Annotated in this window: 11 protein-coding genes; 1 reads left to right on the top strand and 10 read right to left on the bottom strand. The window is 36.8% G+C overall.

The annotated features are described in order from the left end of the window. Positions 1-8 precede the first annotated feature (8 nt). The 7 genes from P20495_RS12570 to P20495_RS12600 all read right to left on the bottom strand — a co-directional run bounded on the left by P20495_RS12570 (position 9) and on the right by P20495_RS12600 (position 8,479). Positions 9-1,085: a glycosyltransferase gene (locus tag P20495_RS12570; RefSeq protein WP_008135509.1), complete on the bottom strand. Its 1,077-nt coding sequence runs from the start codon at positions 1,083-1,085 to the stop codon at positions 9-11. Between the two features lies 1 nt (position 1,086). After that, on the bottom strand, positions 1,087-2,580 hold the full coding sequence (locus tag P20495_RS12575) for a hypothetical protein (RefSeq protein ID WP_007375207.1): 1,494 nt from the start codon (positions 2,578-2,580) through the stop codon (positions 1,087-1,089). A 131-nt stretch (positions 2,581-2,711) separates the two neighbouring features. Next, complete coding sequence (locus tag P20495_RS12580) at positions 2,712-3,848, bottom strand: glycosyltransferase (protein ID WP_008135507.1); 1,137 nt, start codon at positions 3,846-3,848, stop codon at positions 2,712-2,714. Positions 3,849-3,852: 4 nt separating this feature from the next. Then, entirely contained in the window at positions 3,853-4,557 is a 705-nt protein-coding gene (locus P20495_RS12585) for an acyltransferase (protein ID WP_008135504.1), read from the bottom strand. A gap of 1 nt (position 4,558) precedes the next feature. After that, entirely contained in the window at positions 4,559-5,914 is a 1,356-nt protein-coding gene (locus tag P20495_RS12590; RefSeq protein ID WP_008135502.1) for an O-antigen ligase, read from the bottom strand. Beyond that, positions 5,907-7,319 (bottom strand): lipopolysaccharide biosynthesis protein, encoded by a 1,413-nt coding sequence (locus tag P20495_RS12595; RefSeq protein ID WP_008135500.1) that lies wholly within the window; start codon positions 7,317-7,319, stop codon positions 5,907-5,909. Before P20495_RS12595 ends, P20495_RS12590 begins: the two co-directional genes overlap by 8 nt. An 8-nt stretch (positions 7,320-7,327) precedes the next feature. Next, positions 7,328-8,479: a glycosyltransferase gene (locus P20495_RS12600; RefSeq protein WP_008135498.1), complete on the bottom strand. Its 1,152-nt coding sequence runs from the start codon at positions 8,477-8,479 to the stop codon at positions 7,328-7,330. Between the two features lie 204 nt (positions 8,480-8,683). On the opposite strand from P20495_RS12600, the gene P20495_RS12605 reads away from it, so the two are divergent. After that, positions 8,684-9,604 carry a glycosyltransferase family 2 protein gene (locus P20495_RS12605; RefSeq protein WP_008135496.1) on the top strand — a complete coding sequence of 307 codons (921 nt, stop codon included), beginning with the start codon at positions 8,684-8,686 and terminating at the stop codon, positions 9,602-9,604. An 84-nt stretch (positions 9,605-9,688) separates the two neighbouring features. Here P20495_RS12605 and P20495_RS12610 read toward each other — a convergent pair whose 3' ends face one another. The 3 genes from P20495_RS12610 to P20495_RS12620 all read right to left on the bottom strand — a co-directional run bounded on the left by P20495_RS12610 (position 9,689) and on the right by P20495_RS12620 (position 13,320). Then, a complete protein-coding gene (locus tag P20495_RS12610; protein WP_242401470.1) occupies positions 9,689-10,570 on the bottom strand; it encodes an endonuclease/exonuclease/phosphatase family protein in 882 nt (293 codons plus the stop codon). A gap of 105 nt (positions 10,571-10,675) precedes the next feature. Continuing rightward, positions 10,676-11,128, bottom strand: coding sequence for a hypothetical protein (locus P20495_RS12615; RefSeq protein WP_008135491.1), 453 nt, complete (start codon positions 11,126-11,128; stop codon positions 10,676-10,678). Continuing rightward, positions 11,128-13,320, bottom strand: a complete 2,193-nt coding sequence (locus P20495_RS12620; protein WP_008135488.1) for an LruC domain-containing protein — start codon at positions 13,318-13,320, stop codon at positions 11,128-11,130. The genes P20495_RS12615 and P20495_RS12620 overlap by 1 nt, the downstream gene beginning before the upstream one ends. Positions 13,321-13,536: the final 216 nt, after the last annotated feature.

Raw genomic sequence — 13,536 nt, 5'->3', positions numbered from 1 at the left:
TTTTCCCCTTACGATGGTAAGCCATTATAAAAATGGTCGTACTCTTCACTCATTTTATTAGCATCAGCGATTGAAAAAATATGCTCCCTTATACATTCTCCCTGTTTCATATTAATCGCTTTAATAACCGCAAGTTTAAGCCCCATTTCATCGCCTGGTTTAACCAATACACCTTGCTTATGGGTTAATACTTCGCTGATCCCCCCAACATCAGTGGCAACAATAGCTTTACCACACGCCATAGATTCCAAAATTGATAGCGGTAACCCCTCTCTTTGTGAGTAAAGACACATTACATTGATTGCAGAGTAAAATAATTGCATGCTTTGTACATTGCCTAAAAAATGCACTCGCTCTGAAACACCCAATGAGCTAGCATAATCAACAAGTTTTCTGCGTAAGCTACCACTGCCAGCAAACACTAATTCGATGTTTGCTGGCAATGAAGATAAAACCCTTATAAGCGGAAAATGCCCTTTCCCTAGCTCTAAACGAGCAGAACAACCAATCAAACTCACCTTTTTAGGTAAATTTAATTCATGCCGAGCGTCCAACTCATTGGTACTAAAAAACTGTTTAAAATCGACTCCATTTAGGATTGTTCTATCGGTTCTAATTGCTGTTTCGGTATAGAAATCTTTCGCCACAACTTGTGCATCCGCGACCCAGTATATTTTTGTTAGCTTATTTAATAATTTAGTTATTAAACGTTGCTTAAAACTTTTTAAATACCACGCGTCATGGATAGTCGAAACGTGCTTTATCTGGCGATTTTTTAAACTTACAATACTTGCATAAAGCATTGGCCCTATATGATGGCTATGGATGACATCTATATTGTGTTTTTTTAAAAGAGCTGACAGTTTTCGAACTGTATTTAGATCAAATTTTTCAGCCTTATTTAGGCAGATTAATCTATGCTCAAACGCAGCTAGCTGCGGCCAGTCTCTAACTGCTTCACTAAAACTGCCTTCGAGTGAAACAAAAACACTCGTATCAGAAAATTGACTTTTTTGCATTAGTGTCGCGGCCATTTTCTCAAGACCACCTATTTTGAAATGTTGAACCAAATGTAATACATTCATGTTATTTCCTCTGATCAATAGAGTTCACTGATGAATTGAAAACCAAATCCACAGGTGTATTTCTAACAATGGGTAAAATAGTCACGACCTCAAGAGCTGAGAGCTTCTCTATGGTTTGAATATCCTTAAGGTGGCTATCGAATAAAGTCGCAACAAACACTATTGTGCTACTTGTAAAGATACCTAAAATGATGCCTACAATAATTGATACGGCAAAAGATGTGTTGATAGGTTGTGTCGGACTATATGCACGCTCGATGTTTTTTACTTTATCTGGGCCTTCATATTTAACTAACTTTCCTGTTACCTTCGCCATTTCGTAACGGCTTAACATATCTTTATATAATGATTGCTTAACATCGTAATCACGTTCTAATTTTCTTAATTGCTTTTCAATATCACTTGTCACTAAAAGTCTTTCGCTTACTGTATTAACTTGCTGTTCGAGCATGCTGTATTCTTGCTGGTGCTGAGTAACTGAGTTTTTTGCTTCTTCTAAATTAAGAATTTGAGAGACAAGTACACTGCTTTCGTTATCCCCGCCACTGGGTAAGGTATTGGCCATCTGCCAAAGCTGATCAAGGTTAGTAAGGTCAAGCTCCTTGCTACTTTCAATTAATGACTGTTGACGATTTCTTATACTTTGCATCTCTCTTTTTTTTGAAATTACCTTGCTGTGTTTTTCTGTATAACGTGTTTTTAAAAAGCTAAGTTCAGACTCTACTGCAATAATTTTTTCTTCAATACGTCCTAGGATTGGATTGGCTTGTCCCATTTTTGTTGTCAGCGCTTTAAGTTTGGCTTGCGCACCCGATAAAACGATGGATTTTTGCTGTTGGTCACTCAATAACTTATCGAATGTTTGTCGGTTACTGTGTAAAACGGCAGGCAGAGTATTACTATTTTTAGCTTTGAACATAGCCAGTGATTCTTCCGATACCTCAAGCTCATCCCGAAGACTGACTAGTTGCTGATAAAAAAACTGTTCCGATGTATCAAGTGATGCTCTTGTTGGGGCTAATAAACTTTCAATAAATTTTTCGACCACTTTCTCCAACACCATCTTCATTTTTGTCTGGTCATGCCATATGAAGTTCACACGAACAAGTTCATCGCCAACAAGTGATAAAGAAAGTGCTTGAGAAAGCTCTTGGTGGATTTTTTCTATCTCAGCTGAGGTAGCCGTTTCAGAAATTAAGCCTGTTTCTTTTGCTACAGCTATTAGTACTTTTCGGCTAATTACAAGTGTTCTAAGTGCCGCCATTCGATTTGATAAATCGAAAGAAAAAGATAAATCATCTAGGTATGGATTAAGTAACGAAGACTCTTCAATTAAAATAGTTGCATGGTTTGTGTATTGCTTTTGCGCAGTCACAGCCAAGATAATCACGACTGAAGGAACAATCAAAAGTGGTAAAATGAATAGCTTTGCCCTTGTATAAACGCTATACAAGGTTAAATAAAGTAACCTTTTTATTTGCTCTCTTACTAACATAAACCCTACCTATACATTTGCATATTGCTATGCGAAATTTAGCTGCTATTTGCATAATAAAAATTTAAGCTGCAAATAGCGTACTTTAATAAGGTAGTTGCACAGGCTGCGCCAAGATTATCGTTTACTGCCTAAGGCGCTTTATTTAACATTAAAATATCATGTTGAACGAGCAATGCTTTTGACTCCCAACTATGATCTTTAGCGATGTCCTGTTGCGCTGACTTAAGAGAGCTTAACTGCTCTTTATCTAAGGCAATTGCCTGATCTATTTTATTTATAAAATCGAATTGATTTTTTGCTATGTAAATATTCGACTTATAACGTGTTACGGCTGGAAAGTCCGTGGCAACAATCGGGCTTCCTGCGGCTAAATACTCTTTTAACTTTAACGGATCACATGCTCTAATTTGCTCATTATCTACAAATGGTAAAATAGACACATCCCAATGTGCCGAAAACTCCACTAAACGCTCGTGATCAACAGCTGGCACATGTGTAACGTTTTTAAACTGCATTAGCTCAGATGTGCAAGCAACAATATCTCCGACCAAAAGCAGTTGATAATTTGGTCGCTCCGCAACAAGCGCTGTTAATAAACTGATATCTAACCACTGATTAATACTTCCATAAAACCCAATTACTGGTCCATTTAAAACATCTATTTCTGGGGCTCTCTTTACATCAGACGTAAATAAATCATAACTCACACCATGGGGAAGTAGCTTTGTTTTATGAGCCGGCATTTTATTGTTTAAAAAATCACTCACAACATAAATTAGGTCGGCTTTCTTAATTAAATTTTTCTCAAAGGATGACACTAAATTAGGATCGACACCTGCCAATGCATTAAAATCGTCACCACAGTAGTAAATAAGGGTGTCTTGTGCTTTTTTAGTGAAAAAGTATTCTGCGGTAGGCACACTTAACCAATACGTTAACGGGCCATTACTTTGAATATCTTTAAAATAAAAAGAAAAAACCCACCTATTATAACGCCTCACAAAGCGATTATCGTGCCATGGCAAGACTGGTAATCGGTAAACTTGCATCGTCGAAGGTGTTTTAATTGCCGTATTTTCAGGTTTACTAAAAAGCTGCTTAAACTTTCCCCAAACTCGTTTTATATCGTGTAATTTAAAGCGAGGTTTTCGCATACCTATTGAGTTAACCCAATGTATTTCATGATTTTTAGCCAATTGATAAAATAAATGTTGCGTACTACTCGGGTGACTTGCCCAATCTTCGCCAAAAACGATAAATTTCATATTATTATTCCTTGATGTGCTTGACCACTTTAGCCGGATTACCTGCTGCAATAGTAAAAGGCGGAATGTTTTTCGTAACAACGCTTCCTGCGCCTATAATTGCCCCCTCGCCTATAGTAACGCCAGCAAGAACAGTCACTCCAGTACCAAGCCACGCACCACGTTTAATAGTAATGTCGCCAATTTGAGACTCATCATCACTCTCCCCTAGTGCTCTTCGTTCACAATCAACAGGATGGCCAGGAAAACCGGCTAAAAAAATACGTCCCGCGAGCCGCACATCATCTTCTAACGTAATATTTCGACCTACCGAAAATGCATTCTGCCAACCTATATCTACATTATTACCAATAACTAGAGTTGGCGTGGTAACGCTACCCATCCGCCCACAAAAAGTCGATATACCCGACATCCGTACATTATCGCTGCACTCAATTTTAAGCTCCCCCAAAACTTGTGGCATACCTGAGTAAAGAAACAACTGTTTTTTACTCCCTTTTATCTGACTTTTAAACAGTGGGGTGTAATAAAGTATTCTTAGTAATTCATGGGAAAATGTTTTTAAAAATTGATGTAGGTAATAGAATCCAGAGTGAAATAACGGAATAACCACCATTTGTGGATTGCGAAGATAAGTTGCAAAATAAAACAGCGATTTCGCAACAGGGTGAGGGCTATTCTTAAGCCAGTATTTAAAATGTATTAACATACTACGATTCCTTATTGCTTTGTATTGTGAGCTTTTCTAGCGCAATTGTTAGTGCCAGAATAATATATAAAGGCCAAGTAAATGCTTGTGTTAGGAATGTACCAGCAACCATAAACCCAATAATGCCAGCCTTTAATGCATTAGCATTAACAACAACTTGGTGGTTGTAGTTAAGTTTATTAATGCAATAAACTCTCGAAAGACTTCGGTAAATACTGGCAATTAAAACCAGAAATATACATATTCCAACAAAACCTGTTTCACCTAAAACCTGAAACCAGGTGCTATGTACTGCATGATTCTTGCCATCCCAATGAGGACTGTAAAAGTAATAATTTACAAAAAAGTTATCTACACCAACGCCTGTTAAGGGGTTCGACAGCGCCATATTAATTGCCGCTTGCCACGCGTATATTCGACCCATTGCAGATTCATCAACCCCATCTTCTGCAGCTCCACCGCTTTGCCTATCGCTTATACCAGCAAAAACCATCATAGCTAACATCGCAACACCTGCACACATTGCAACAACGACAGGATTTTTTACTTTTTGATATAAAAAGAAGCTTAAGATGGCCGCAATTCCGAGTACCCCACCGCGACTTTGCGTAGCAATAACACCAGAAATAGTAAAAATTAAACCGATTCCTGCAAATATTCGACGGTATTTATTAACTTGTGAATTGAATAACTCAGCGGCTAAAAAAGAAACGGGAAACATTAACACTAAAGATAAATCGTTTGGATCACCCAGTTGTGAGCGATACTCACGAGAAATAGTCACCCGAGTACCTTCAATTAGACCAATGCCATTAATTTTGTTGTTTAAAGCAACCAATGCAACAGCAACACCAGAGATCATGATCCCCATGCGAACAAAACTAAAATGAGAGAACCGTGTTAGCCACCAGCTGATAGCAAACACCATAATAAATACCTTAACCAGTACCCCTATCCAATACTCTATTGCCAGCCCTTTGTTTGTTGCACTAAACACACACACCGTAAGCCAAGCAAACCAAATAACAAAAATCAGATGTGTTGAGCTCCAATGTGGCTTTAAGGTTTTTGAAATAAACAAATGCCATGTAATTCCTAACAGCGAGGCGAGCGCCAACATTTTAGGTATTTTGAGGGGCATTAAAAAAACAAAGGCTTCGTGTAATCTAAAATAACTAAATAGAATAAAAAAAATAATAAATACAGTACTTATCTTAACCGCTAAGTATCCTGCAAATGGCAGCAGTAATAATGCAAATGCAGCAATAGGACCAAATAAAATATACAGCACAAGCGTTAGCGCTGTAATAAGCATCCCATTTATAATTAAACAATGTTTTTTATACCAATTAATCATGCACTCTGCCCTTCAATATGTGATGAATGACATTGCTAATTATTTGATTATATTTATGACAAAGGATCATTAAAAAACAGATAAATGTGATGAGTTGGCAGATTACATATTGTGGAAAGTCAAAAGCACTCATCATATAAATGACTAAAAAACATCCCCAGCTCGGCACAAGGTTTTTTACACTAAACGATAAATATTCAAGCTTTTGACTTATAACAAAAAAAAGTATTGCTTTTAATAACTGGGCTGCCATTAAAGCAATAACAGCACCCAGTACAGCTAATTCAGACACCAAAAAGAAAAGCAGTATCAGTGCTGTTAAAGCACTAATAACATTCACTACAGTGACAAAAAAACCGTTGAATTTGGTATAACAACCAATATTTAATAAATCACTGTGGTGTCTTAGTACCACAATCACAATTAAACTCGGTAACAGCCATATATTTAATTGATAGCTATCGGGTAATACTACGACTAAAAGATGAGGCGCCGCTATCGTCATAGACGCACAAAGTAATATGCCAATATCCAAACTAAGTTCGCATAAAAACACATAACGAGTACGATCTTGTGCTAACTCATTAAAACGACGAGAAAACCACCACATTCTAATCGGTTCAAAAGTAAACGACGCCATTAATGCAAACTGCACTGCAACGTAGTATTGAGCTAGTTTTTCTTTACCTACACTTGCTACAATAAACCAGTTTTCAGCACCGTTATTTGCGTATACAAACAATGAAGAGATAATAATGCTTAATAAAAACAGACTATTTTTATAGCTAATATTCCAAGGAATATATTTAAAGCCGATGCTAATCTGCTGAAAAACAACCGATAATGCTATAAATAATACACAAGCACTCGATACAACACCCGACACCATCACACCGGTTACCCCATAGCCTAAATAAAGCAATACAAGCGTACACACAGTTTGAACAATGCCCTGTAGTATAGCTAAAATACAAAACTGCTTAGCCATCTCGTAGTATCTAAAGTAACAAAATAAAATTGAAAGCAGCGATGATAGTGCTAAATTAACAGCCAACAGTTTTATATCTATTAAAGTTAATGAAACAGGTAATAACGCGCTAAACGGCTCTACAAAGTAAACACATACACACACAAAGATACTGCTGAAAAAACCACATAAAATAAATGCATCTCTAAATAATGCTCGCTTTTTTTGAGGGTTGTTTATTTGTTGCTTAAAAAGTAATTCCGGTAAGCCTAAACATAAAAGTAACGACATAACCGCTGATATTGACACTAAAAAAGTTAGCTCACCAAACTCAGTTTGACTCAAAATACGTGTAGAAATAGGTAATAAAGCAAACCCCAGCACTTTAAGTGATAAGGTAGATAAACCAAAATATGCAATTTGCTTAATTCCATTCATAGTTTCACCTACACAGTTTGAATCCAGTTAGATAGCTTTTTAGCTTGCGAATTTGCATCAAACTTTTTAGTCACTAACTTTTTAGCATTTAGTCCTTTTGCGTATCTTTCATACGGACTAAGATCACAAAACTCAGTTAAAATTCTTTCGAGACCGCCAATACTAGAAGGCTCACATTTAAACCCAACGGAGTCATTAACAATTTCTTTTGCTCCCATCAGTTCTGTCGTTATTACAGGAATGCCACTGGCCATCGCCTCTTTTAAAACCACAGGACCGGTATCGCGGTCACCATTACTAGACACACAAAAAGGAGCCACTAAGGCAGAGTAATCACTGGTGTTTTTTGCTAGCCATGTGGGGCTTTTTGCACCTAAAAACTTAACTTCAGTAACAATATTAAGTTCTTCACATAAATAAATTAGATCATTTAATAAAGGCCCTTCCCCTACAATATCTAGCGAAATAGAGTATTTTTTATTTAACTTTTTTATTGCTGGTAATAGAAATTGCAGACCTTTTTTTTCAACTAATCGCCCTACAAATAAGAGCTTTACTGACTCATTTAGACGACTTGGTTTGGCGTTAAACATACTTAAATCGATACCACAGTGCAGTAATTGAACCTTACCTGCGCTGTAATTATTTAGCTTTATCTGCATGTCTTTACATACCGCAACTGAGAAATCACACAGTGATAATTTAAGTTTTAAATCAGAATCGTTCACGTAAACATCGTGACCGTGCCCTATTGAGGACACGCTAACACCTGCAATTTTGCTGGCAACTATTGAATATGTGAGCGGGGCATGCATGAAATGACAATGGATATGAGAGATTTTACGAGAATGAATTATCTCAGCAATATTCAGTCCATAACCCATTAGCGATACAAGAGAGATAGCGCTAAATTTACTGGCCAATATGCTACTTTTAAGTGCCATAACAGGGTGTTGTAATGCAAAACTAATAGCAGACTGAGTCGATTTTTTTATAACAATAATACGAACGCTATTATCTAAATTGATGCACTCATTCAAGTTTTCGAACGTCAGCACACTTACTTTATGCCCTGCTTTAACTAAAGCATTGATTTCAGTAACGACAAACGTTTCTGATGGAATGTGAAAGCTGGGGACAACAATACCAATATGTTTCATTTTAAAAACTCCAGATAAACTTAATGTTACTTCGCAAGAACTATGCCCTGCAAAAAACGGCTTAAATGAGCATTAAAAAATCAATATGCGAAGATAAATCGCAATATGCAAACCATTAAACAAAAAATCGCCCCGAAGCGTATTAAAATCGTTGGCGCTTATCTTGCGTAGTCTAACTACCTGAGAAAATGAAGGTTACTTAATATGAGCATTGAAGTAAGCGTTATTATTCCTAATTACAACTGTAAACCCTATTTAGCAAAGGCAATATCAAGCATTGTTAGACAAGAGAATATTAGCTACGAAATACTCGTCGTCGATGATGGTTCAACTGACGGCAGTGTCGAATGGTTAGAAAATCTTCAAAAAACACTGCCTGAAATTAGAGTCATTGCACAACCAAATACAGGGGTTGTAAAAGCGAGAAACAGAGCAATATCAGAGGCTAAAGGCGATTACATTGCCTTTTTAGACGCCGATGATTACTGGACAGACGACAAGTTATCCAATCAAATTAACTATATGAAACAAAATAGTGACTGTGTTTTAAGTTTTACTAATTACATGCATGTAAATGAAAAATATGAACCAATTATTGATTGTTTCTCTTATTGGCCGGAGTTCTCAAAATTTATAGATAAAAATAGCACAGGGTATCAAAACCTTAAATCACCTATGGACTTACTCCTATTTGCTAATGTGATAGGCACGTCTTCTGTGATGGTAAAAAAATCAGCAATCAGCTTCGTTGGAAAATTTGATACTTCACTCAATAGCGCAAGTGATTGGGATTGCTGGTTAAAATTAGCTCGAATTGGTGATGTTGCATTTTCACTTCAAACATCAATGGGCTATTTAATGAGGGCAGGCTCAATCACAGCAAATAGAAAAAATAGACTTAATGCAATGAAAGTAATCATTTCTCGATGTAAAAACGATACTGGATTTGATACAAAGCTTAAAGCTAAAGCGAGAATGTTAGAGTGTTATGGTGAGTACTACAGGGAAATCGGGCTCAAATTTAAAGCCTTACGTATTACTGCGGCTGCTTTTATGTTATTTCCTCACAAACGAAATTTTCAGCACCTATTACATGATATAAAACAGACGATTAAGCCATCGTGAGCAATTTTTATATACCAAAGCCCATTAAATAGCTTACGCAAACCGACTTTTAAAGGCTCAGCATAAAATCCTGAGCCTTTAAGGTTAATCAATAATTAAATCATAACTAAGCATTCTATGATCACTGCCTTTAAAGTCACTCACTGTTAATCTTTGCAAATTAATGCCTTCACTTATTATACAATGATCTATGGCTAAGCCTGTAAAAATAGATCGCCCACGTTCAAAAGGCATAAAGCTCACATACCGCTCACTTTCTCCGTAACACGTTTTACTATCATCCCAATTAAAGTATTGAGACCAAGGGACAATATTTAAGTCACCAGCGATTACCCAAACGCCCTTTTCATTATGTGCTGCCGTGTTTAGTGCTGCTAATAACGTATTTCTATTTTGCCAATGTTGTCTTGACCGTGGGGAAGGAGGATGAGCTACAAAAACCGTGACAATGCGATCTATAAATAAAAACTTCAATTTAATGTAACCTAATCTATCAGCATCCAATTTAACTTGATGCTTATACACCATAGGTATTCGTGATAAAACAACTATGCCATAGGGAATTCCTTCTATCTCTTCATAGCCAAACATATCAGTTGTACTTAAAAATTGGTTCAGTAAATTACGATTTTTGTCGCTGAATTCTTGTAAAATCAACACATCCCATTTTTTTTGCAACAACGTTGCTAAATGAGTTTCTATATATTTATTACTATAGTTTAAGTTTATTTGCTTAACAGATAATACCGGCCCACTGTAGGATGTTGAGCTAGATAGATTAAATAACACAGGGGTAACCCCTACAATACACACAAGTAGTAATGCGGCTCCTAATTTAAATAGTTTGAGGGTAATTAATAGCAGCGCACACACTAACGCAGCTGACAATAATTGTAAGCGCAGAGACACAAACACATCTGCATAAAAATGCTCTAAAGGATTATACGCAAGTGCAATAAATAACAATGCGGCTAACAAAAGAATAATCCGCAAAAAAAATACGTTGCGGATTATTAATACCTAAGGCTCTAAACATAAATTTTTGACCCCGTGAGTGAAAACTTTCAAAGGTTATCGCATTATAAATAACTGTTGTTGTTCGCCTGAATTATATTTCCATGAATATAATAGTGGCTGAGTAGAGCTATCGTAAAACCAAATTTCGGCTATTAACTCAATATCTTCGCGACTTAATGTAAGCTGTTTTTCAAGCATACTATTGGCCAATGGCCCTCTATAAACGCAGTTATTATAATCTGCCCGCTGTGCTGATATTTTCTTTTGGCACACATTTAAATACGCTCTAACCTCTCCCAGTCCAAGATCAACATCAAGATTAAGTGAGTATTTAGTGGAAAGGTTAAATTGTTCATCAATTTGTAAAGCTGCTATTCCTGCAGGTTCATTTGAACTTTCCAAAGGTAGAGATACCGCTGCCTCAGGAGCTTTTGATTCTTCTGAACCCGAGCCGCCACATGCAATTAAACCTAGTGATAACATTGAAATTATAATAGCGTTATTCATTATTGATCCCCTTTTACAACATTATTAATACTGTAATCATTAAACCATTTTGTTTTTTGCGCACCCGATGACTCTGCAAATTCGGCAAAGCTGCCATAGGCATCAGTTATATCAACACCCTCAAGTGGATGGAGCCATTGCATACCAACTTCCATTGCCCAAGGTAAGCCACTTTCACTAAGGAAATACAAACCTTTACTCTGATCGCTCACATCATCAGAGCCAACATAATTATAAAATGAGGAGTCAAACGCTTCAGTCGGCGCTTGATTTTTGATATGCACTTCCCAGCTTCTGGATTCTTTTCCTACCAAAAAGTCTCCATGATAAAAACCATCTGTTGCAAAAATAAAGGGGTCAAGAAGCGTACCTGGAGAGGCTGTAATTGCTTTTGGTAATTTTAATGGAATGGTCATGCTAAATGTGACTTTAACGTTATCATCACAGTTATTTTCTGTTCTAAAGTATTCACAACCGGACTGTTTAGAAACGTACTCCCACGTATCTTGCATAAAAATTAGAATAGCTTCATCGCGGTTTTCTTCTAAATAACGGCCATTTTGCAATTGCCCATCAATAACCAAAGAAATAGCACTCTCATCAACTTCATTTCTTAAAATTGAGAGTGGATTACCATTTACCGTTTCCTTTAGCCTCACAGCAAAGCCATTATGATAGGTCGCACCAATACCTATAAGTTGACCATCTATTTTGTAGCCAACTACACTGCTCCCTTCTATTAGCTGAGTCGTTCTGTAATTAAGTACGACATCATTAAAATCGTAATCACCTGCAAACGGCCATTTGTCTTCGTAAGCAAGCGTTACCCAATCACTTTCACCTGGATACACAGCACTGGCAAATGTAGTTACTTCGTAATCTTCAACTTCGCCGCCAAGTACTCCCCCTGTTGCGGTGATAAGCGAGGCTTCGGTACCATCAGTTACTCTAAATCGAGCCCATGTTTGGCCTGACTTTGTATTACTAGGAACACTGACAAGAATACTGTTATCACCCTCATTAAGCTGAAATTTGGTGACCGTTCGTTCATCTTCACTAAATGCTCCGTTTTGATCCCAATCAAACCATGCATATAAAAAGCTAGTCGCTGATGCCCTAACTATGATTTGGCTATCTTGACCTGCAGATATAGCAGTTACAAAACTAACCCCATCATCCGATCCATCAATTGGAAAATTAACTAAATCAGCTTCTGTATTTATATTTTCGCCATCAACAGAATCTCCTAGATAAATTAACTCACTGCCAGTGCTATTAGGATCAAACAGATGCCTAGCGCCACTTTTTTCAAGACTCGTGTTATACGGTGCTGGTGCATCACCAAAATCAATTGAGCTATCGGTGACTTTAACTTCAGCTATGGCACAACGTGCCCCATCGTTTTGGCTTGATTTAGGGCCTGATGTAAATACGTTAGCAACCGGCGTATAGTCAACAACTGGGCTAATGCTTAAATCAACCTTATGAATTTTACCGCTTTTGTTATTACTGAAATAAAATTGCCCATTAATATCAAAGTATGCAGCTCCAAAAGCCCCAGTATCATCACCAATGTCTACTTGAGTAATAAATCGAGCGGTATTAGCTGCTATGTCTATTTCATGCAAGTCACCATTAGATTCTACAGCGTATAATAAATTACTCTTTGGGTGAAAAGCGAAATCAAATATACCTAGCTTCCATGTATCTGAATCAGGTAGAAGTGTGGCCGTAATAGAGGCATCTAAATCACCATCTAGGTTGATAGAATAAAGACCAAAATTTGGAGTATAAACATAATATGAAGCGCTCTGAGTTCCTTCATCTTCAATGACTTGAATATCACCAACGTAAAAATTTGTTGCAGGAAGACCAGCAACATCTAAGCGTTTCATTTCAAAATCATCACCAATTTGCACAACACTACTTGGTAATTGCTTACTAAACCCGTATAAATATTGATCTTTATAATTAAAGCCTATTGCGTTAACACTTTCATTATTAGCCTCATTTGCAAACGTCAGCTCTGTCGTTAAAACGGTAGGTTTAGCAGACACTAAATCTATTCCATACAGTTGTGCTTTTGAGTTTTGCATTAAAAAAGCCTGACTTGGACATTCATCAAATGGCTGACTTAAAACAGCACACGGAACTAGTGATAAAAGTGCTGTGGATAATTGGGTTAATTTCATAATTAGTTGCCCTTATTTATTAAGTAAATAAATCAGTGCAGACTTCATTCCAAAATTTAGTACATTGAATTCTTTATAAAAAAATAAAATAGAGCGATTTCTATGCATGTTGCAACTCTATTAATTTGCATTATGCGAATTAATACCGTGTTTATAAAATAGATATGACGGAAAAAGTTCTAAGCATAAGAGGTGTTAAAATCATTAGTATCGCAA

The organism is Pseudoalteromonas sp. BSi20495 (assembly GCF_000241185.1).
GTDB lineage: Bacteria > Pseudomonadota > Gammaproteobacteria > Enterobacterales > Alteromonadaceae > Pseudoalteromonas > Pseudoalteromonas fuliginea.
This window is presented reverse-complemented; position numbering and strand designations above follow the sequence as displayed.